The organism is Micromonospora foliorum, assembly GCF_022229015.1.
Classification (GTDB): Bacteria; Actinomycetota; Actinomycetes; order Mycobacteriales; family Micromonosporaceae; genus Micromonospora; species Micromonospora foliorum.
Window position 1 is genome coordinate 1 of record NZ_JAKKFF010000217.1, and the last position, 19,951, is coordinate 19,951.

A 19,951-nucleotide genomic window follows, 5' to 3' on the forward strand; every position below is an offset into this window, starting at 1 on the left:
GCACCCCCCGCCGGCGTCGCCCGGTGGTGGCCGTGGTCGCCGGGGCCGTGCTGGTGGCGGGGACGGCGGCATGGGTGACGTTGCCACCCGACTCGAAGCCGGCCGCCGCGCCGGCGCCGACAGCCACCGCGTCGCCGACCGTGACGGACGGCGGGACCACCGCCGCGCCACGGCGACCCCCTCGGCGCGCCCCACGCGGACCACCGCGTCGGCCACCACCCGCCCGAGCCGGACCCCGTCGGCGAAGGCCTCGCGGACGCCCGCGTCGGCTGCGCCACCGCCGCCACCGGCACCCATGGTGGCCCGCTACGAGACCGACTCCAGCCGCCTGTTCGGCTACACGGGCGAGATCGTGGTCGGCAACCCCGGCGACGCACCGGTGGCGGACTGGGCCGTGGTGGTCACCCTCGCCGAGGGCACCACTGTCGACGACGTCGACGGCGCGAACTGGCGACAGGACGGACGGGCGATCACCTTCACCGGCGCGGCCGTGGCGGCCGGGGGATCCCGGACGATCAGCTTCGACGTCCGCGACAGCCGGCCGAAGGCCCGGGAACCGGAGAGCTGCACGATCGGCGGGCAACCCTGCGCGGGCCTCTGACTAGGCTGCCGTCATGGCACTGCTGCACAAGGCGACCCTGCGCCCCACGAAGTTGGACCTGCTCGCGACCTGGCTTCCCGACCGACAGTGGTTCGTCGGACCGGCCGGCGTCGAGGTGGTGAGCCGGGGCGCCTACCGCTTCGACGACCCGGCCGGCGAGGTCGGCATCGAGACGATGCTTGTCGCTGCCGCCGACGGGCCGGTCCACCATGTTCCGCTCACCTACCGTGCCGCGCCCCTCGACGGTGCGGAGAGCGGGCTGGTCGGCACCACCGAACACTCGGTGCTCGGCCGGCGTTGGGTGTACGACGGCTGCGTCGACCCGGTGTACGCCGCCGCGCTCGCCCACGCCATCCTCACCGGCAGCGGCCAGGCGGAGCAGTACTTCGAGGTCGACGGCCGGCGCGAGGTGCGTGAGCCGACGGTGACGGTCGTCGTCGACACCGCCGCCGACGCCCAGGTACCGGCCGTCGGCGCGGTGCGACGGGTGGTCGACGAGGACCGCACGCTCATCGACACCGACACCGTCGAGCTGGTCGTCGTACGCCGGCCGGGGGCGGGGGCCGGGGCCGCCGGGTCGGCCGGGGGCACGCTGAGCGGCAGGTGGGACGGTCAGCCGACGACGGTGCCGCTGGCGTACGCCAGGCCGCGCTGATCTGTGCACGGTGGGCGGCCCGATCGCTCGGGCCGCCCACCGCTGTCACCACTGCGCCGGAGGCGGGGGCGGCGACACGGGCGGCCGGTCGTCGCAGGTGATGGTGTTGGGCAGCAGCCACGGCGCGAGCCACCCGCCGTCGTTACCACCGAGGTCGGTCAGGCTGAACTCCGAACCGGCCGGGGTGAAGTGGAACGATCCGCAGTTGTTGACGCCGACCGCGCCCACGTTGCGGGCGTCCACGTTGGCGAACGAGGCGGACCCGGCCGCGCGGGCGCTGACCACGGAGGTGCCGGTGCCGTCGACCCGGACATCCCGGAACCGCGCATCGGAGATCGAGTAGAGGTCCTTCACCGGCCAGTCACTGACCAGCATGATCGCGTTGTACGTGTTGTCCAGGTAGGCGTCGCCGGTCACCTCGATGGGCGCCTCGATGCTGCGATCCAGGGCGAAGACCCAGATCGCGCCCAGCCCGATGTTCCAGTTCAGCTCGTACGTGCCGGCGCGGACGGTGGTGTTGTTGGTGAACCGCAGGTGCCCGGTGAACGGCTCGGCGCCGAAGCGGGCCCCGACGTGCAGACCGCTGCCCTCGCGTACCGGGTCGGCGACCAGGTTGTGCGAGACGGTGGTGTCGGTGCCGCCGTAGATGGCGATGCCGTTGGCCAGGGTCGGTGACTGCACCGTGTTGTGGTCGAACGTGTTCCGCGCGTTGGCCGTCTTCTCCGACCACATCGCCAGGCCGTCGTCGCCGGTGTTGCGGACGAAGTTGTGTGCCACCAGGGAGTCGGTCACGCCGGTGTGGAAGTTGAGCGCGTCGGCGATCTGGTCGACGATGACGTTGTTGGTGACCCGGACGTTGCGCATCGGGCCGTCGAACCACAGGCCCGCCTTGGTGTGGTGCACGTAGAGCCCGTCGATGGTGGAGTCGCTCATCGCCCCACCGACCGCGTTGACCTGGTCGGTGTCGATGCGCTCCCGCACGTCACCCTCGATGGCGAAGCCGGAGAGGTGCACGTTGCGGCTGCCGCCGTCGGCGGCGTCCCGACCGTAGAACCCGACCCCGGTGTGCACCGAGCCGTCCGGCGCGGGGGTCGGCAGGGCGACCTCGCGGCCCTTGATGATGGTGTACCAGTTGCCGGCGCCCTCGATGGTCACGTCGTCGACGATGATGTGCCGGTTGACCTGGTAGGTGCCCGGCGGGATGTACACCGTGAGGTGGGCGCGCCGGGCGAAGGCGATGGCCCGGTCCAGCGCGTCGGCGGAGTCCCGCCGGCCGGTGGGGTCGGCGCCGAAGGCGAGCACGTTCGCCGCGAGCAGCCGGACGTGCGGCGGCGCGACCAGCTCGGAGTCGAGGAGGTCGATGACGGTCCAGGCGGCGGCGCTACCGGGCGGCGCGGTGAGCCGAACCGTGTCGCCGGCCCGGTAGGTGCGCCCGAGCAGCAGCCGCTGCTCGTCGTAGAAGTGGGTGGGCCGGAACGGCGTGCTGATGCTCGGGTACGGCGTGGTGGCCGACGGCACGCACTGGCACTCGGTGATCCACCAGTCCGGGTGCAGCAGCCCGGCCTGCGGGTCGTTGGTGAACGGGTACTGGTTGTAGAGCCACGAGTACTGCGACGTAAGCGTCATGGTGCGCAGGTGCTTGCCGTTGACCGCGACCCGCAGCGGGGCGGTGATCCCACCACCCTGCGGCGCGTCCGGGATGCTGTACCGCACGGTGATCCCGTTCGCCGCGCTGGGCAGGACGAACTCCACGTACTCCCCGGGGGTGAGCCGGACCGCCCGGCGGCCGGAAGCCTCCGCGGGCAGCGTGTAGGCGGACCGGTCGGGCCCGATGATCTCGCCGTTGGTGCGGGCGTTCTCCGCTTCCTGTTCGAGGAAGTCGACGTCCGCGCCACGTCCGGCGACCAGCGCCGGATCGAGGGCGGCCCGGGTGACCACCGGCTGCGCGCCGGCTGACGCGGGTGGACTGGCGGCGGCCACGGTGGGTCCGGCGACCAGCACGGCGAGACCGGCCGCGAGCGAGACGGCGGTGCCGCTTCGCCGGCCGGGGCGTCCCCGCGCCGGCATGAGGCTGCGAAACATCGGTGACCCTCCTGGGTGGGTGGTGGTGGAGGTCCGCCCGGCGCTCCCCCGACGCCCGACATTGATCGCCATGATGCAGCACCGGACATGGCACTGCAAGACGCCTATCGAACAACGAAAATAAACGACTATCAGGCCGCAAGAAATGGACGGTCGTCGAGTTGAGGTGTCGCGCGTCGTCCGCCCCGACCAGCTCACGCCGGGCGTAGGCTGGTCCGCGTGGATCAAGAAGACCGGATCGCCCTCTTCCTCGACTACGAGAACCTCGCGTTGGGCGCGCGCGACCATCGCGGCGGCGCGGCCTTCGACTTCCGGCCCATCGCCGACGCGCTGGCCGAACGAGGTCGGGTGGTGGTCCGCCGGGCGTACGCCGACTGGTCCTACTTCGACGAGGACCGCCGGATGCTCACCCGGTCCCACGTCGAGCTGATCGAGATCCCGCAGCGGATGGGCGCGTCCCGGAAGAACGCCGCCGACATCAAGATGGCCGTCGACGCCATCGAGTTGGCGTTCGAACGCGACTACATCTCCACCTTCGTCATCTGTAGCGGTGACAGCGACTTCACCCCCCTGGTGCACAAGCTGCGCGAGCTGAACAAGCGGGTCATCGGCGTCGGGGTCGAGGGGTCCACCTCGGGGCTGCTTCCCCCGGCGTGCGACGAGTTCCTCTACTACGACCGGCTGGAGGGCGTGGACATCCCGCCGGCCCGTGGCCGGCGCGCTCGTCCCAGCACCCGGCAGGCCGGCACGGAGCAGCGCCCACCGGAGCCGGAGCGGGAGCACGAGCCGGAGGTGGACCGCCGGCCGGCGGGGGAGGAGCCCGGCCGCGACGTGGACGCCCTCGCCGTGCTCGTCGCCCAGTCGGTCGCCGGGTTGCAGGGCAGCGCCAACGGTGAGGTCACCGCCTCCCGGCTCAAGCGCACCCTGCTGCGCAAGGACCCGACCTTCAGCGAGTCCGACTACGGCTTCCGCACCTTCGGCGAGCTGCTGCGCCACCTCGCCGAGCGCAACGTGATCGAGTTGGCCGAGGGCCCGGCGAAGGGTGACCCCGAGGTCTCGCTGCCCGAGCACGGCGACCGGGAGGTGGCGTTCGGTCTGCTCCGGGGTGTCGTGGCGGACCTGGGCAGCGGCGGCAACCCGGTGGCGTTGTCCGGGTTGAAGAACCAGGTCCGCCGGGCCCGCCCGGACTTCAGCGAGAAGAAGCTCGGCTACCGCAGCTTCCTGCAGTTCTGCAAGGCCGCCGCCACCTCCGGCGTCCTGGACCTGCGCTGGAGCCCCGAAGCCGACGACTACCTCCTGACCACCCAGGGCTGACCGCCGCTCCCTATGCGCGTTGATCAAGAGGTTTGCGTCACCGGGAACGCGATTCGTGACGCGAACCTCTTGGTCAACAAGGGCTGAGGGTGGGAGTTGCGGGGAGGGTGCAGAGTGGGCGGGAGTCCTGATTCGCAAGTCAGGAGAGGGAGAACCGCCCGTTATGGTTTCGAACCGTCAACGGTTGGCCCGAAATGCGCCTGGAATGTCGCCCTTGCCCCGGTCCGGGCATACCTGCGCCGTACCCTCGGCGCGGGAATTGCTATACGGTCGGCGAATGAAGGTGGAGGAACACTGGTGGAACGGAGACACGACCCCGCGCGGGCGCCGGGACGTGTACATCCGTACTGACGGGCAGGGTTGGGAGGTTCGCGCCCAGATTGGTGGGGCGTCGGGCCGTGAGCGGGTGCAGCAGTGCCCCAGCCGGGCCTCGGCGGCCATCCTCGCCGACGCCTGGCGCGGCACCCACCCATCCTGGCGCGAGCTGAAGCAGCGCTGATCCGGCACCGGGCCGGGTCGGCAACGCTCCCGGGCTCCAGCCCGGCGCGCCCGCCGACCGGCCCGGCGCTCGGTACCCCGGTCCGCCGAAAGCGCTCAGCGGTTCACCCCCGACCGCGTCCAGCTCACAGGTCACCGCTTCTGCAGCATGACGGAAGCAACGTCTGCCAGAAGCGCCAACGCCCAATCCAGTTGCGAGCAGTTGTCGCGCCCTTGTGCACTCAAGGCAGCCGCCGGCGGGCGATCTCGTCCTTCAGGCACGCGGCTTGGTGGTGGGTCTCCAGGGGCGTGGCGTGTGGGTCGCCGAAGACATGGATCTCCTTGATCACTTGATGAGGAGTAGTTTCCGGCGGGTCGATCCAACTGCTCATCATCAAGTGATCAAGAGACAGTGGCGGAGCGTCCGTGTCTCTGCTCGCAGGTCGGGTACACGTGGGTCTGCCGGTCGCGCCCGATGGAGGTCGCCCATGTCGCAGGGCCCTGACGAGGAGAACCCCAGGATCGACGAGGAGGTCCGGGAGGCGGAGCGTCGGCTCGCCGACTTCGCCACATCGTCGGACGAGGCGCGGAGCGACGATGACGCCCTGACCGACGACGAAGCCCGGGTGCCGGACGACGCGTGCTCCGAGCAGGACGCCGACTAGGGCCGCCTGAACCGGACAGCAGGCGTGATCCACTCGACTTCCGTGAGATCGGGTGGTCGGGGGTGGTCTGACACCGCGACTTCACGGAAGCCGAGTCGATCAAGTTGCTGACCGCCCAACAGGGCCTGCCCGGCACGCCATGCCGGACAGGCCCTGGCGCCGGTCAGCGCTTGAGGGTGAAGGTGAAGTCGCCGGAGAGCTTGCCGCTCAACCGGAACGCCGAAACGACTTTCCCCTCCGTGATCAGTCGGTCGACCTCGCCCCGCGACAGACCGCAACCCTCGGCGATCAGTCGGGTCGGCCGGACCGGAATCCGCGCCGCGTTGCGGACCGCGACGTCGATCACGTCGAGGTCCAGGTGCTTCGATCCACCGGTGTCGAGACGCCAGGCGTTGTCCCAGTCCAGGACGAATCGGTTGCGGCGCTGAACGGCCGGATCCTGGAGCAGGTCGGTGGTCAGGCCGGGATCGTTGGCATGGAGCCGGTCCAGCAGTTCGGGCGGGATGGAGCGCACCGTCATCCGTTCCAGGACGGTGAGCTTCGCCGTCTCCCCGCACCCGGTGCAGAGCGCGAGAAGCCAGACGTCGAGGAGCTTGTGGTTGGCGTTGACACGGAACTTGCCGCTCGCCCGAAGGCGTTTCGACGCGCACACGTGGCAACGGCGGTTGATGATCGGCAGGCAGGTGGGCACGACGGCCCAATTTTTAAGCACAGAAGTACACCGCTTTTTCAGTGAGAAGTCCGCAGCAAAAAGGAGCGCGGCGCAGCTGCGCGACGCGCGACAGATCAGCTCTCGGGAGGTCTCACAGGGTGTACAACGGCACGTCCTTGCCTAGACGACCTGGTTGCGCAGCACGGTAACGGCGCACGGCGGCGCCGCTCCACTGGTTTTCGCGTACGCGTCAGGAGCCCGGGTGACGGGAGGTGCCGACCGGTCGGGTGTCCGGCCCCGCTCAGGCGGTCGGGACCGGCAGCACCACGCCCTCGGCCGCGGACCGGTGCGCCAGCTCGATCAGCTCGACGGTGTGGACCGAGTCCCGTGGGTCCACCGGCATCGGGGCGCCGTCGCGCAGCGCAGCCGCCACCTGGGCGTAGAAGCTCTGGTACGCGCCGGGCTCGGTCGGCACCGGCCGCAGGTCACCGTCGACGCCGAGCAGGCCGTAGCGGTCCGGGGGGACCTCGCCCCAGCCCGGCTGGTCCGGTCGGCCGCCGTCGTGCAGCGCCGCCTCCTGCACGTCCAGCCCGTAGCTGGTGTAGCCCGCCCGGTCGCCCAACACCCGCAGGCGCGGCCCCAGTTGGGCGGTCACCGCACCCATCCACAGGTGCGAGTGGACCCCGTTGGCGTGGGTCAACGCCACGAAGGCGTCGTCGTCGACGGCCGCGCCCGCGCGGCGACGGTCCACCTCCGCGTAGACGCGGTTCACCGGGCCGAACAGCTGCACCGCCTGGTCGACGAGGTGGGCGCCGAGGTCGAAGAGGGCGCCGCCGGCCTCCTCCGGGCCGGCAAGCTCCCGCCAGCCCGGCTTGATCGTCGGACGGAACCGCTCGAACCGGGACTCGAAGCGCAGCACCTGCCCCAACTCGCCCTGCTCGACCAGGCGGCGGACGGTCAGGAAGTCGCCGTCCCAGCGCCGGTTCTGGAAGACCGTCAGCGGCACCCCACGCTCGGTCGCCTCGTCGATCAGCAGGCGGCCCTCCGCGGCGGTCGGCGAGAGGGGCTTGTCGACGACGACCGGCAGGCCGGCGGCGAGCGCCGCGCGCGCCATCGGCACGTGCTGCCGGTTCGGCGTCGCCACCACGACCAGGTCCAGGGCGTCCGGGGTACGCCACAGCTCGTCGGCGTCGTCGACCAGGCGGGCGTCCGGGAAGTGCTGCCGCGCCTGCTCGCGCCGCTGCGGGTCACGGGTCACGATGGCGTCGAGCCGCAGCCCCGGGGTCGCGGCGATCAGCGGCGCGTGGAACACCCGGCCCGCCAGCCCGTACCCCAGCAGACCAACCCGCAGCGCCTTCGCCATGCCGTGCCCCCGTCTCCCTGGTCCGCGCCCTGACCTGGCGTCGGTACCGTTGAGAAGAATCTACGCCCGGGGCGGCCGGGCCTGATCTCGGCCCGTCAGCTCACCGGGTCGGCGCGCAGGTAGGTGAGGACCGCGAGCACCCGACGGTTGGTGTCGTCGCTGGGCGGCAGGTCGAGCTTCAGCAGGATGTTGCCGACGTGCTTGCCGACCGCCGCCTCGCTGACGTGCAGCCGGCCGGCGATCGAGGCGTTGGACCGCCCCTCCGCGAGCAGCGCCAACACCTCGCGTTCCCGGGCGGACAGCGCGGCGAGCGGGTCCCGGGGGCGGTGCAGCAGTTGCCGGACCACGTCCGGGTCGATGGCGGTGCCACCGCCGGCCACCCGGCGCAGCGTGTCGACGAACTCGGTGACCTCGGCGACCCGGTCCTTGAGCAGGTAGCCCACCCGTTGGCCGTCGCCGCTGTCCAGCAGCGCCGCCGCGTACCCGGTCTGCACGTACTGGCTGAGCACCACGACCGGGAGGTGAGGTCGCTCGGCGCGCAGCGCGACGGCCGCGCGCAGCCCGTCGTCGCGGCGGCCCGGCGGCATCCGGATGTCGGTCAGCACCAGGTCCGGTTGGTGGTCGCGAGCCGCCGCCAGCAGTTCGGGCGCGGTGCCGACGGCCGCGCACACGGTGAAGTCGAAGCGGGTCAGCAGGGCGACCAGGCCCTCCCGCAGCAGCACCTCGTCCTCGGCGAGCACCACCCGGGTCACCGACGACATGGCAGCTCCACCCGGACCAGGGTAGGCCCGCCGGGCGGGCTGGACAGCAGCAGCCGGCCGTCCACGGCGGCGACCCGGTCGGCGAGCCCGGTCAGGCCGGTGCCCCGCGCCGGGTCGGCGCCGCCGTGGCCGTCGTCGGTCACCTCGACGACGAGGTCACCGCCGGCCCGGCTGAGGCGTACGTCGGCGCGGGTCGCCCCGGCGTGCCGGGCCACGTTGCCCAGCGCCTCGGAGACCACGAAGTAGGCGGTGGTCTCCACGATCTCCGGCAGTTCGTCCTGCAGGTCGGCGTGCACGGTGACCGGGATGGTGGCGGCGTCGGCCAGCTCCCGTACGGCGCCGGCCAGGCCGAGGTCGGTGAGGCTCTGCGGGCGGATGCCGTGCACCAACTGCCGCAGCATCACCATCAGGCCCCGGGCCTGGTCGTGCGCCACGGCGAGGGGTCGGGAGGCGGGGGAGTCCTCGGGTACGTCCAGCCGGGCCAGCCCCAGTTGCAGGGTGAGGCTGGTCAGCCGGGGCTGTGCGCCGTCGTGCAGGTCGCGCTCGATGCGGCGGCGTTCGGCCTCGTACGCGCCGACCAGTCGGGTGCGGGAGCGGGTGACCTCGCGCAGCGCCGCCGCGTCCACCGGGTGGGCCAGCAACCACCGGGCCACGGCCGCCTGGACGGCGGCGAGCAGACCGGCGGCGTACCAGAGCACCGGGATCAGCAGCACCCCTACGATCGCGTACGGAACGGCTTCGCCGGTGCTGTCGATCGGCTGCCAGATCACGACCGGCTCGTTGGCGTTGCCGGCCAGCCAGGGGCTGGTGACCATCCCGAGGTCGAGGAGCACCAGGATCAGGAACACCCAGTACGCGACCGGCGTGAACCCGCCCAGCCAGAACAGGTACGCCACCTCCCGCCAGGTCGCGGCGCTGCGGTAGCGGGCGGCCAGGCCGGGCCACGGCGACGAGGGCAGCGGACGGTTGTCGACGAGCCGGACCCGCCACCGCTCGACGGCGGCTACCGCGAAGCTCAGGATCGGGGCCAACGCCAGCAGGATGATGCTGCCGGTAATCAGGAACAGCATCAGCGCGATGCTCGGCGGTCGGCCGTCCCGCCGGAGCGTGCTGAGGACGGGCAGTAGGGGTCCGCCGATGACGAGCAGCCCGACGCTGAGCACACCGGCGATCGGCACGGTGGTCACCAGGTAGGCCAGCGCGCGCCAGGGCCACGCGGAGATCAGCCAGCGGCGGCGGCGCAGCGCCTCGGCCAGGTGCGAAGGGTGTTCCGTGGTCATGCAGCAGACGCTAATCGGGAGCGACCCGGTGCCCCAGCCGTCCAGATCCACTCTTCGGGGTATGCCCAGCACTACCGCCGAACGAGTGTGCGGGATTCGGAAACGGGAAGAACGGGCCGTCACGCGGCCCGCGTGACCTGTGCTGGTGGCGGCTGGAGAGACATGGGTGCCAGAACCTTCGTGGTGGTCGGCGGGACCAGCGGTCTCGGCCTCGCGGTGGCCCGACTGCTCGTCGACGAGCATCACGTCGTGGTGTTCGGCAACGTGCCGACCGAGGTCGCCGCCGTGACCGACGAGCTGGGTTGCGACGGCGCCGTCTGCGACATCTCCTCCTACGAGCAGGTCCGCGACGGGTTCGCCGAGGTGGTCGAGCGCTACGGCACGATCGACGGGGTGGCGGCCTGCGCCTCGATGTGGGCGGGCGGCGACCTCGGGGACCTGCCGGTGGAGCACATCCGCCGGGCCGTGGAGATCAACGTTCTGGGCATCACGTACCTGTTGCGGGAGGCGGTGCAGCACCTGCACCGGCAGGGCCACGGGAACGTCGTGTACATCGGCGCGCTGGCGCTGGCGGCCCCCCGGCCCGGCATTCCCGTCTACCGGGCCACCAAGAGCTACGGCAACAGCCTGGTCGACTCGCTGGCCGAGGCCCAGCACAGCAACCGGGTCAAGGTGATGCAACTGCACCCCGGGCCGATGCCGACCCGGCTGCAGGAACGGGTGGGCGCCGAGTTCCTGGACAAGGTGTACGCCATGCCCGAACAGGTCGCCACCGAGGTCGTCCGGCTGCTGCTGCTCGAACCCGACGACCTCTACGTCTCCGGTGAGCGCGTGTTGCGCGCGGACGGGCGGTGGTGACGGCCGCAGCCGGACCCGCCGACCGTCCGGCCTCGGCCTGGGCACCGCTGCGGACGGCTGTCTACCGCAACCTGTGGCTGGCCCTGCTCGCCGCCAACATCGGCACCTGGATGCAGACCGTCGGCGCGCAGTGGCTGCTGATCAACCACTCCAACGCCTCCACCCTTGTCGCGTTGGTGCAGACCGCAAGTCTGCTGCCGGTGCTGCTGCTGGCGTTGCCCGCCGGGGTGCTGGCCGACAGCTTCGACCGCCGGCACCTGCTGATCGCCGTGCAGCTGTTCCTGGTGGCGGTGGCGGTGGCGTTGACGCTGCTCACCCTCACCGGCCGGATGCCGCCGGCGCTGCTGCTCACCCTCACCTTCGCGTTCGGGGTCGGGCAGGCGCTGACCCTGCCGGCCTGGGCGGCGGTGATCCCGGAACTGGTGCCACAGGACCAACTGCGGTCGGCGTCCGCGCTCGGTTCGATAAGCGTGAACGTGGCGAGGGCGGTCGGGCCCGCGGTGGCGGGCGTGCTGATCGCCCGTACCGGCGTCGCCCCGGTCTTCGGCATCAACGCCGTCGCCTTCGGGATCTTCGCGTACGCGCTGTGGCGCTGGCGGCCCGGCAACGCCCGCGCGGTCGAGGTGCCCGAGCGGTTCACCGCCGCGTTGCGCGCCGGCAGCCGCTACGTACGCCACTCGCCGACCATACGCCGGCTGTTGCGCCGTGCGTTGGTCTTCGTGGTCCCGGCCAGCGCGCTGTGGGCGTTGCTGCCGTTGGTCGCGAACCGGCGGCTGGGGCTGGGCTCCGGCGGGTACGGGGTGCTGCTGGCCGCCCTCGGCGTGGGCGCCATCGCCGGGGGCGTGCTGTTGGCCGTGATCCGCACCCGGCTGTCGGCCAACCAGCTCCTGCTGATCGCCGGGGCGCTGTTCACCGTGGCGCTGACCGTGGTCGGCACCGTCCGGGTGGTGCCGCTGGTGCTTCTCGCCCTGCTGCCCGCCGGCATGGCCTGGGTGACGGTGCTGGCCAACGTCAACGCCGAGATGCAGCTCTTCCTGCCGAGCTGGGTACGGGCCCGGGGTCTGGCCGTCTACCAGGTGTGCTTCGCCGGTGGGCAGGCCGTCGGCGCGCTGCTGTGGGGGTTGGTGGCCGACATGGCCGGGCTGGCGCCGGCATACCTGGCGGCGGCGGCGCTGATGCTGGTCGGCACCCTGACGAGTCGGATCTGGCCGTTGCCGGACCTGCGGTCGGTGAACCGGGAACCGGCGGCCTACTGGCCACAACTGCACCTGGCGCACGAGCCGGACCCGGGGGTGGGGCCGGTGCTGGTGACGGTGCAGTACACGGTCCGGCCGGAGCGGACCCAACGGTTCCTGGCGGCGATGGACCTGGTGCGTGGGGCACGGCAGCGGACCGGCGCGATGCGCTGGGGGCTGTTCCGTCCGGCCGAGACGGTGGACCGGTTCGTCGAGGTGTACCTGGTGCCCTCGTGGGACGAGCACCTGCGCCAGCACGGTGGCCGGTTGACCGGTGAGGACCGCGCGGCCGAGCAACGGGCCCGGGAGCTGACCGACGGGGAGCCGGAGGTCCGACACCTGGTGCCCGCCGCCGCCGGTCCGACACTGTCGGACGACCGCGAGGCGCTGTGACCCATGCCTCGGGGGTGACCCACGCGGGGAGCAGGCCGGCACGGGCGCGCGCCCGTACGGCGTACGGCCGCGTTGTTAGGATGGCCGCACCATGGCGAACGAGCGCAAGGCGACCGCGGACCCGGCCCGCAGCCTGGCCCTTCTCTGGCGCACCCGGGAGCCGACCAGCCGCAGCGCCGGTCCGGCGCTCAGCGTCGACCGGATCGTCCGGGCCGCGATCGACATCGCCGACGCCGAGGGGCTCGACGCGCTGACCATGCGCCGCGTCGGTGAGGCTTTGGGGGTCGGCACGATGTCGGTCTACACCTACGTGCCGGGCAAGGCCGAACTCGTCGCCGTCATGATCGACACCGCGTACGGCGAGATGCCGCGCCCCACCGTGGAGGGCGACTGGCGCACCCGGCTGGAGCGGATCGCCCGCGACAACCTGGCGCTCTACCAGCGGCATCCCTGGATGCTGCGGGCCGAGACGACCCGACCGGTGCTCGGCCCGAACCTGATGGCCAAGTACGACTACGAGCTCGCCGCGATCGTCGACATCGGGCTCACCGACGTCGAGGTCGACGCGGTGCTCACCCTCGTGCTGGGCCACGTGAAGAGCGCCGCGCGGGCCGCCTCCGAGGTGGTCGACCTGGAGCGCGAGACCGGCATGACCGACGGCCAGTGGTGGCAGTCGCACGCGCCGTGGCTGGAGACGTTCATGGCGGCCGACGCCTACCCGACCGCCTCCCGGGTCGGCACCGCGGCCGGCCAGCAGCACGGCGCCGCGTACGGCCCGGAGTACGCGTTCGAGTTCGGTCTGCAACGCGTTCTCGACGGGATCTCGGTGGTGGTCGCCGAGCGGGCGGCCAGCTGACAGTCGGCCCCGGTAGAGGGATCCGGCGAAGCTGGCGTGGCGCTGCCCTGCGCGCGCCCCTGGCAGGAAAAACAGGGAACCGGCTGGCCCCTGCCGTCGGGGTGACAGTGTCGGGGTACGCGTGACCGAGAGACGGGACAGCAATGACAGAGCGCATCACGACCCCCTTCGGCTTCGCCTCGACCGCCGACGAGGTCATCGCCGGGGTCGACCTGACCGGCAAGCGGGCGATCGTCACCGGCGGTGCCGCCGGTATCGGCGTGGAGACCGCCCGTTCGCTTGCCGCGGCCGGCGCCGAGGTCGTGCTCGGGGTCCGCCGGGTCGCGGCGGGTGAGCAGGCCGCCGCCGACATCGCGGCCAGCATCGGCGCGGAGCGGGTCACCGTCCGCGCGCTGGACCTGGCCGACCAGACATCGGTACGCCAGTTCGTCGCCGGCTGGGACCAGCCGCTGCACATCCTGGTCAACAACGCGGGGATCATGGCGCTGCCCGAGTTGGAGCGCACCGCCGAGGGCTGGGAGATGCAGTTCGCCACGAACTTCATGGGGCACTTCGCGTTGACCGTCGGCCTGCACGACGCCCTCGCCGCGGCCGGCGGCGCCCGGGTGGTGTCGGTCAGCTCCAGCGGCAACCTCTTCTCCCCGGTGATCTTCGACGACCTGCACTTCGCGTTCCGGCCGTACGACCCGCTGCTGGCCTACGGGCAGTCCAAGAGCGCCGAGGCCCTGCTCGCCGTGGAAGCCACCCGCCGCTGGGCTGGCGAGGGCATCCACGCCAACGCGCTGAACCCGGGCGCGATCGCCACCGGGTTGCAGAAGCACACCGGTGGGCTCAAGTCGCCCAGGGAGATGCACAAGACCCCGCAGCAGGGGGCCGCCACCTCGGTGCTGCTCGCGGCCTCCCCGTTGCTGGACGGCGTCGGTGGCCGCTACTTCGAGGACTGCGCCGAGGCCCCGATCGTCACCGAGCGTCCCGCCGACTACAGCGGCGTCGCCGTGTACGCGGTCGACCCGGGTAACGCCGAGCGGCTCTGGACCGTGGCGTCCGACCTGATCTCCTAGTGCGGCGTCACCGCCGCTCACCACGACGGCCCGGCTCGCCGGAACCGACCCGGGCCCGGCCGTCCGGGTGGTACGACTGGGGCGGCGGTGGCAGCTGCGGGCCGGGAAAGGATGGCGATGGCCGGCGACCAACCGCGACGACACGACGTGGTGGAGTTGCGGGTGCACGGCGTGTCCGGCGCGGACCCCACGGTCATCCTCGACCAGCCGCAGGTCCGGCAGGTCGCCGGTGACAGCAGCGGGGGCTTCCACCGCGCCGCCCGGTCGGACGGCATCGGCCCGGACGGGGTGGCGCTGGAGGCGTACCGCTGGGGTGACCTGCCCTCGGGCACCGTGGGCCGGACCCTCGCCATGGTCTTCCTGCTGCCGTTCATGCTCAGCAACGTGGCCGTGTGGATGCGTCCCACGGGCCGCCGCCGCGCCGCCGCGGTCAGCGTGCTGTGTCGGCTCCTCGCGCTCAACCTCACCGTGCTGTACGTGGTGTCCATCGCCGGAGTCGCCCTCGACCTGCTCGCCTGGCGGTGTCTCGGCGCGGCCCGCTGCCGCCCGCCGTTCGACACGATGGCCGGGCTTGACGGCCGGCACGTCGGGCAGCGGCTGGCCGCGCTGGCGCTGCTGCCGATCGCCGCCATTGCGGTGCTGCGCCTCCTCGGCACCCGTCGGTCCGGCCCGGCCGACAACCCACTGTGGGCCGTTGAGCCGCTGGTGCACCGGCTGCGCGCGATCCACGTCGCGGCCGCGTTCGCCGTCCTCAATGTCGTGCTGCTCACGGCCCGTCGCGCCGGCGACGCGACGTTCTCCACGACGCTGCTGCTGGCGCTCAGCGTGGCGGTGTTGCTGGCATGCGTCGGCCTGCTCGCCGCGCCGGGGATGCTCGACCGGGCGGCGACCGCGCGAACGGCCACCTGGACCGCCCGCACGGCGGCCCTGGTGGCGGTCGTCCTGAGCGTGGTGACCCTCGTCAGCGTGGCGGGCGACCGGCGTGGCTGGTCGCCGGCGGCCGGGCTGCCCGGCTACGACGGGATCGCGGGTGCGGCGCTGTTCGGCCAGATGATGTTGCTGGTGCTGCTCAGCCTGGTGGTGCTGTGGCACCCCGGTCGGGTGGGCGGCCGGTCCGCGCTGCCGGGTGGCCTGGGCGCGGCGGTGCTCGCCGCCCTCGCGGTCGGCCTCACCGGCGCGCTCTCCGCCGGCCTCGTCTACCAGACGGGGGAGTTGCTCGGTGGCTACCGTGGTGACGGTGGGCCACCGTTGCCGTATCGCTGGACGCTGCTGGCCTTCTTCCTGCACGTGGTCGCGGCGGTGCTGCTGTGCGGCGCGCTGACCGTCGTGTCGCTGCGGCGCCGGCGGCGTGCGGCGGCGGCGATCACTACCCGTGACTTCCCGGTCGTACCGCCGGAGGCGGTCGGTCGGCTGCGGCTGACGACCAGGACCATCGCCCGGGCGCGGTTCACCGAGTGGTTGGGTCTGCTGGCCGTCACGTACGCGGGGCTCGCGGTGGTCGGACTGACCACGAGTCTGGTGGGGCGTACCGGGCGTGAACCCGAGGAGGTGACCCGCCAGTTGCTGGGGCTGCCGGCCGGAGCCGTCCAGATGGGGCTCAGCGGGGGCAGCTACCTCCTCGCCGCGTTGCTGCTCGCGCTGTTGGCCGGTGGCGTGTTCGCCTACCGGACCGCGTGGTTTCGCCGGCACGTGGGGATCCTGTGGGATCTGGGCACCTTCTGGCCCCGGGCGGCGCACCCGTTCGCGCCGCCGAGCTACGCCGACCGCGCGGTGCCCGAACTGGCCGACCGGATCAGCCAACTGGCCGAGCGACACGTCGGGGTGCTGCTCTGCGGGCACAGCCACGGGTCCGCGCTGCTCGCTCTCGCGGTGTTGCGGCTGCCCCCACGCGTCCGTCAACGGGTCGCACTGCTCACCTACGGGTCGCCGCTGGACCGCCTGTACGCCCGGCTCTTTCCGGCCTACCTCAACGAGAAGGTGCTGCGTGAGGTGGGGGAACGGGTCGAGTGGCGGTGGCTCAACCTCTGGCGGGACACCGACCCGGTCGGCGGCTGGGTCTTCGCCGCACACCGCCCCGGCGATCCACCTCCGGACCCGGCCGATCCGGCGGGCCAGGTGGACCGGCGGTTGCGGGACCCACCGGACCTGCTGCCAGCACCGGGGGAGCGGTCGGCGCCGCCGCTACGGGGCCACCATCCTGGCGAGACCGACCCCGAGTTCCGGGCGGCGTTGCGGGAACTCGCCGAACGCCTCCGTCGTGCTGGCTGAGCCTTGCCGGCCATGGGGCGGGCAGGGCGGGGGACACACCGCCGGTCAACGGTCCATCTCGGGAATCCGGTCGGACTCCGCCACCGTCGCCCGGACCTTCCGCAACGTGGCGTCGGGAGCGCGGATCGCGGCACGCCAGCGGTCCAGCGTCCGAGTGAGCACCCGGACCACGAACTGCAACTGGTTGACCTGCTCGCGGAGCGTACCCAGCTCGGACCGGGCGCTGAACGCCTCGCCCTCCAACTGGGTGATCCGCGTCTGCAACGGCTGCACGAGCGTGAGGGCGGCCTCGGTGAGCGTGTCGGCGGCATCGGCCTTGAACTTGCCCCGCTGCACCACAACGGTGGCGATGGCGGCCAGGCCGGTGCCTCCGCCGAGGATGCCGAGCACGCTGAGCGCCACCTGCACCCAGTGCGGTGCGGCTGGCGCGGGTGGGGTATTCACGTGACACCTGCCTGCAACTGTTCGTAGGTCACAAATTCGCACGCCCGGGCCAGGCGACGCAGGTCGATGGCGATCTGCGCGGCCCGCCAGAGCGACCCGACCGTCACCGCGATCACGAACGACGTCGCGACGATCGAATTTCGGCCCGACATGACCAACAGGGCTACCGCGTACATGCCGGTGAGCGTGCCGAGCACCAGCACCGAGGCGAGTTCGAGGCCGAGCCCGGTGGAGAGCCGACCGGGCCACAGGATGCCCAGAAGCCCCCCCACGCCCACCGCGATCAGACCCAGCTCCCAGGCGACCTGGATGGGCTGCGGCATCGACGTCTGGACGGACGTCGGCCGGACATTGAGAACCATCATCAAGATGCCGCAGAGAGGTGCCGCGGACAGGACAGCGATCTCGTACGGTTGGTGGCGGGACCGGATTCGTAGGTTTCCCACGGCAACTCCTTGGTCGAGGACCGGCGTCCGGCAGCGGCCGGTGGACCAGTGCCGTTCGGTGGGTCGCGACTGTCGAGCTGCGGTCCGTGCGGCGGAGCCCAGTGGTTCGTTGCCTGTGGACGGTCGTTGGGCGAGAAAAAGGTGCGACTCGACGTCGTTGGCTGCCGTTATCTGCCTGTGTAGCACCGATGACCGGTTGGCGTCCACCTGGTGTAACGTCGCGTTCCCGCAGGTCAACGCCCATTGCTGGCTGGTTTTGGGCCCTGGGGCGGGTGCGGTCGCGGCGACCCGGCCGCACCGCCACCCAGCGACAACGAGTGTCGGATATCTTGCCCAGGGTGACACGTGTGGCCGGGTCGCCGATCGATCAACGGGTGAGCAGGTCGCGCAGTGCCCGGAGCACCTCGGCCGGCGCCTCCTCCGCCATGAAGTGCCCGCAGCTGACCGTCTGGTGGTCCAGATCCGGTGCCCAGGCCCGCCACACCGCCGCCGCGTCGTAGCCCAGCGCCGCGCCCCAGTCCTGCTGGAGCACCGTCACCGGCATCCGCAGCTGGTTGCCCGCGGCCCGGTCGGCGGCGTCGTGGGTCACGTCGATCCCGGCGGACGCCCGGTAATCGGCGACGATCGAGGGAACGGCGTCGCGGGACGCGCGCAGGTACGCGGCCCGCACGTCCGCCGGCAGGGCTTCCGGATCACGGGTCCAGACGTCCAGGAAGTGACCGAAGAAGGCGTCCGGGCTGCCGGCGATCAGCTTCTCCGGCAGGCCGGGCGGCTGCGCCATCAGGTACAGGTGAAACGCCACCGCGGCGTTGACGCCGTGCAGCACGTCCCACATGTCCAGGGTGGGTAGCACGTCGAGCAGGGCCAGGTGACTGATCGCCGCCGGATGGTCGAGGCCGGCGCGGAACGCGACCAGGGCACCCCGGTCGTGCCCGGCCAACGCGAACCGGTCGTGACCGAGCGCGCCGGCCAGCGCCACGATGTCGGCGGCCATGGTGCGCTTGGCGTACCCGGTGCCGTCGGTGTCGAGGGGCTTGTCGCTGTCGCCGTAGCCGCGCAGGTCGGGGCAGATGACCGTGTGGTCGGCGGCCAGGTCGGCCGCGACGTGCCGCCACATGAGGTGGGTCTGCGGGAAACCGTGCAACAGCACGATCGCCGGCCCGGAACCGCCCACGGCGGCGTTGATCGTCACCCCGTCGGCGACGGTGACGCGTCGGTAGTCGAATCCGTTGATCTTCGGGTCCACGGGGAACCTTCCTGGTGAGCAGTGCCGGCGGGGGCGGTGGCCCGCGCCGTCGTGACTCGTCGAGCCTGCCCGGCGGTGATCAGCAGCCGGTCAGCGTCGGATCAGTGCCGGCCGGGCCACCGGCCTAGATTGGTGCCATGACCAGGCAGCTGACGGCGCCCGTCGCGGTGACCTTCGGCGTACTCGGGCCGGTGACCGCCGCGACCGAGCGCGGCCCGGTCGCCCTGCGGGGACACCGGCAGCGCCTGGTGCTGGGCCGGTTGTTGATCGCCCACGGTCGGGTGGTGCCGGTGGATCGTCTCGTCGACGACCTGTGGGAGGTCGCCCCGGACGGCGCGGTGGGCGCGATCCGGACCTTCGTCGCGGATCTGCGCCGCGCCCTGGAGCCCGATCGACCACCCCGGCAGCCGCCCCGGATCCTGGTCACCGAGCCGCCGGGGTACGTGCTGAAGGCCGCCCCGGACGCGGTGGACGCCGGACAGTTCGAGGCGGCCGTCGGGGAGGCGGCCCGGCTGCTGGCGGCGGGACGTCCCGCGCCGGCCCTGGCCGCGCTGGACGCGGCGCTCGGGCTCTGGCGCGGGCCCGCGTACGCCGACTGCGCCAACGAGTTCTGGGCGGTCGCGGAGATCAACCGGCTGGACGAGCTGCGAATGCTCGCCGTCGAGCGGCGGGCGGAGGCGCTCCTTGCGGTGGGCCGACCGGACGAGGCCGCCGCGGACCTACCGGCACACCTGGCCAGCTATCCGCTGCGGGAGGACGCCTGGCGGCTGCTCGCGGTGGCCCGGTACCGCGCCGGCCGGCAGGGCGACGCACTGGCCGCGCTGCGGGAGGCCCGTCAGGTCCTGGTGACCGAGCTGGGCGTGGACCCGGGGCCCGAGCTGCGACGGCTGGAAGCGGACATCCTGGCCCAGGCGCCGCACCTCACCCCGCCCCACGAACGGGCCGCCGCCCCCGGCCTCGCGGAACCCGTTCGACAGGTCGAGGCGGGGCAGCGCCCGTTCGTCGGCCGTGACGCGGAGCTGACGCGGCTGCGGCGTGCCGCCGAGGATGCGTCCCGCCGTCAGCAGCCCACGCTCGCCCTGCTCAGCGGTGACCCGGGCGCGGGCAAGACGGCGCTGGCCGAGGCCCTGACCCGGCGACTCGCCGCCGACGGCTGGACCACCGCGTGGGGACGCAGCCCGGAGTACGAGGGCGCCCCGCCGGCGTGGCCCTGGACCCAGATCACCGACGCGCTCGCCGGGCCGGCCGCCGCCGTCGTCACCGAACCGGACGGCGGCCCGGAAGGCGGCCCGGC

General features: G+C 72.4%; 19 protein-coding genes. 11 read left to right on the forward strand and 8 right to left on the reverse strand.

Annotated elements, in window-relative coordinates; all coding sequences use genetic code 11:
* Window positions 1-295 precede the first annotated feature (295 nt).
* Both PSH25_RS16700 and PSH25_RS16705 read left to right on the forward strand, forming a co-directional pair.
* Window positions 296-601 carry a cellulose binding domain-containing protein gene (locus PSH25_RS16700; RefSeq protein ID WP_238659959.1) on the forward strand — a complete coding sequence of 102 codons (306 nt, stop codon included), beginning with the start codon at window positions 296-298 and terminating at the stop codon, window positions 599-601.
* Window positions 602-614: 13 nt separating this feature from the next.
* Entirely contained in the window at window positions 615-1,256 is a 642-nt protein-coding gene (locus PSH25_RS16705; protein WP_238659960.1) for a CG0192-related protein, read from the forward strand.
* Between the two features lie 45 nt (window positions 1,257-1,301).
* Here the strand turns inward: PSH25_RS16705 and PSH25_RS16710 are convergent, their stop codons facing one another.
* Window positions 1,302-3,338, reverse strand: coding sequence for a glycosyl hydrolase family 28-related protein (locus PSH25_RS16710; RefSeq protein WP_238659961.1), 2,037 nt, complete (start codon window positions 3,336-3,338; stop codon window positions 1,302-1,304).
* A gap of 219 nt (window positions 3,339-3,557) precedes the next feature.
* Between PSH25_RS16710 and PSH25_RS16715 the strand changes: the two genes are divergently transcribed.
* The 3 genes from PSH25_RS16715 to PSH25_RS16725 all read left to right on the forward strand — a co-directional run bounded on the left by PSH25_RS16715 (window position 3,558) and on the right by PSH25_RS16725 (window position 5,794).
* Entirely contained in the window at window positions 3,558-4,652 is a 1,095-nt protein-coding gene (locus PSH25_RS16715) for a PIN domain-containing protein (protein WP_238659962.1), read from the forward strand.
* Between the two features lie 277 nt (window positions 4,653-4,929).
* Complete coding sequence (locus tag PSH25_RS16720; protein ID WP_030335934.1) at window positions 4,930-5,151, forward strand: hypothetical protein; 222 nt, start codon at window positions 4,930-4,932, stop codon at window positions 5,149-5,151.
* A gap of 466 nt (window positions 5,152-5,617) precedes the next feature.
* Window positions 5,618-5,794, forward strand: a complete 177-nt coding sequence (locus PSH25_RS16725; RefSeq protein ID WP_238659963.1) for a hypothetical protein — start codon at window positions 5,618-5,620, stop codon at window positions 5,792-5,794.
* 163 nt (window positions 5,795-5,957) lie between these two features.
* Here PSH25_RS16725 and PSH25_RS16730 read toward each other — a convergent pair whose 3' ends face one another.
* From PSH25_RS16730 to PSH25_RS16745, 4 genes are all read right to left on the reverse strand, one after another.
* Window positions 5,958-6,446 (reverse strand): DUF1062 domain-containing protein, encoded by a 489-nt coding sequence (locus PSH25_RS16730; protein ID WP_238659964.1) that lies wholly within the window; start codon window positions 6,444-6,446, stop codon window positions 5,958-5,960.
* Between the two features lie 301 nt (window positions 6,447-6,747).
* A complete protein-coding gene (locus tag PSH25_RS16735) occupies window positions 6,748-7,809 on the reverse strand; it encodes a Gfo/Idh/MocA family oxidoreductase (protein ID WP_238659965.1) in 1,062 nt (353 codons plus the stop codon).
* Window positions 7,810-7,904: 95 nt separating this feature from the next.
* Window positions 7,905-8,570: a response regulator transcription factor gene (locus PSH25_RS16740; protein ID WP_238659966.1), complete on the reverse strand. Its 666-nt coding sequence runs from the start codon at window positions 8,568-8,570 to the stop codon at window positions 7,905-7,907.
* Entirely contained in the window at window positions 8,558-9,850 is a 1,293-nt protein-coding gene (locus PSH25_RS16745) for a sensor histidine kinase (protein ID WP_238659967.1), read from the reverse strand. Before PSH25_RS16745 ends, PSH25_RS16740 begins: the two co-directional genes overlap by 13 nt.
* Before the next feature lie 162 nt (window positions 9,851-10,012).
* Between PSH25_RS16745 and PSH25_RS16750 the strand changes: the two genes are divergently transcribed.
* The 5 genes from PSH25_RS16750 (at window position 10,013) to PSH25_RS16770 (ending at window position 16,521) form a co-directional block, all read left to right on the forward strand.
* Window positions 10,013-10,708 (forward strand): SDR family NAD(P)-dependent oxidoreductase, encoded by a 696-nt coding sequence (locus PSH25_RS16750; RefSeq protein ID WP_238659968.1) that lies wholly within the window; start codon window positions 10,013-10,015, stop codon window positions 10,706-10,708.
* Window positions 10,702-12,336 carry an MFS transporter gene (locus tag PSH25_RS16755; RefSeq protein WP_238659969.1) on the forward strand — a complete coding sequence of 545 codons (1,635 nt, stop codon included), beginning with the start codon at window positions 10,702-10,704 and terminating at the stop codon, window positions 12,334-12,336. Before PSH25_RS16750 ends, PSH25_RS16755 begins: the two co-directional genes overlap by 7 nt.
* A gap of 91 nt (window positions 12,337-12,427) precedes the next feature.
* Complete coding sequence (locus PSH25_RS16760; RefSeq protein WP_238659970.1) at window positions 12,428-13,192, forward strand: TetR/AcrR family transcriptional regulator; 765 nt, start codon at window positions 12,428-12,430, stop codon at window positions 13,190-13,192.
* Window positions 13,193-13,335: 143 nt separating this feature from the next.
* On the forward strand, window positions 13,336-14,253 hold the full coding sequence (locus tag PSH25_RS16765; protein ID WP_238659971.1) for an SDR family NAD(P)-dependent oxidoreductase: 918 nt from the start codon (window positions 13,336-13,338) through the stop codon (window positions 14,251-14,253).
* Between the two features lie 117 nt (window positions 14,254-14,370).
* Entirely contained in the window at window positions 14,371-16,521 is a 2,151-nt protein-coding gene (locus tag PSH25_RS16770; RefSeq protein WP_238659972.1) for a hypothetical protein, read from the forward strand.
* Window positions 16,522-16,566: 45 nt separating this feature from the next.
* On the opposite strand, the gene PSH25_RS16775 is transcribed toward PSH25_RS16770, so the two are convergent.
* The 3 genes from PSH25_RS16775 to PSH25_RS16785 form a co-directional block, all read right to left on the reverse strand.
* Complete coding sequence (locus PSH25_RS16775) at window positions 16,567-16,965, reverse strand: hypothetical protein (RefSeq protein ID WP_238659973.1); 399 nt, start codon at window positions 16,963-16,965, stop codon at window positions 16,567-16,569.
* The gene (locus PSH25_RS16780; RefSeq protein WP_238659974.1) at window positions 16,962-17,288 is read right to left on the reverse strand and encodes a hypothetical protein; all 327 of its coding nucleotides are present in this window, start codon (window positions 17,286-17,288) and stop codon (window positions 16,962-16,964) included. Before PSH25_RS16780 ends, PSH25_RS16775 begins: the two co-directional genes overlap by 4 nt.
* Window positions 17,289-17,778: 490 nt before the next feature.
* The gene (locus tag PSH25_RS16785; RefSeq protein WP_238659975.1) at window positions 17,779-18,657 is read right to left on the reverse strand and encodes an alpha/beta fold hydrolase; all 879 of its coding nucleotides are present in this window, start codon (window positions 18,655-18,657) and stop codon (window positions 17,779-17,781) included.
* A 137-nt stretch (window positions 18,658-18,794) separates the two neighbouring features.
* Between PSH25_RS16785 and PSH25_RS16790 the strand changes: the two genes are divergently transcribed.
* Window positions 18,795-19,951: AfsR/SARP family transcriptional regulator (locus PSH25_RS16790; protein ID WP_238659976.1), on the forward strand; the 1,157-nt coding region annotated here is incomplete at its 3' end.

Excerpts from the sequence above, each read along its gene's own strand:
- PSH25_RS16725 (WP_238659963.1), top strand. The coding sequence starts at position 5,618 with ATGTCGCAGGGCCCTGACGAGGAGAACCCCAGGATCGACGAGGAGGTC.
- PSH25_RS16710 (WP_238659961.1), bottom strand. The coding sequence starts at position 3,338 with ATGTTTCGCAGCCTCATGCCGGCGCGGGGACGCCCCGGCCGGCGAAGC.
- PSH25_RS16750 (WP_238659968.1), top strand. The coding sequence starts at position 10,013 with ATGGGTGCCAGAACCTTCGTGGTGGTCGGCGGGACCAGCGGTCTCGGC.
- PSH25_RS16745 (WP_238659967.1), bottom strand. The coding sequence starts at position 9,850 with ATGACCACGGAACACCCTTCGCACCTGGCCGAGGCGCTGCGCCGCCGC.
- PSH25_RS16765 (WP_238659971.1), top strand. The coding sequence starts at position 13,336 with ATGACAGAGCGCATCACGACCCCCTTCGGCTTCGCCTCGACCGCCGAC.
- PSH25_RS16740 (WP_238659966.1), bottom strand. The coding sequence starts at position 8,570 with ATGTCGTCGGTGACCCGGGTGGTGCTCGCCGAGGACGAGGTGCTGCTG.
- PSH25_RS16770 (WP_238659972.1), top strand. The coding sequence starts at position 14,371 with ATGGCCGGCGACCAACCGCGACGACACGACGTGGTGGAGTTGCGGGTG.
- PSH25_RS16700 (WP_238659959.1), top strand. The coding sequence starts at position 296 with ATGGTGGCCCGCTACGAGACCGACTCCAGCCGCCTGTTCGGCTACACG.
- PSH25_RS16735 (WP_238659965.1), bottom strand. The coding sequence starts at position 7,809 with ATGGCGAAGGCGCTGCGGGTTGGTCTGCTGGGGTACGGGCTGGCGGGC.
- PSH25_RS16705 (WP_238659960.1), top strand. The coding sequence starts at position 615 with ATGGCACTGCTGCACAAGGCGACCCTGCGCCCCACGAAGTTGGACCTG.
- PSH25_RS16760 (WP_238659970.1), top strand. The coding sequence starts at position 12,428 with ATGGCGAACGAGCGCAAGGCGACCGCGGACCCGGCCCGCAGCCTGGCC.
- PSH25_RS16720 (WP_030335934.1), top strand. The coding sequence starts at position 4,930 with ATGAAGGTGGAGGAACACTGGTGGAACGGAGACACGACCCCGCGCGGG.
- PSH25_RS16780 (WP_238659974.1), bottom strand. The coding sequence starts at position 17,288 with ATGCCGCAGCCCATCCAGGTCGCCTGGGAGCTGGGTCTGATCGCGGTG.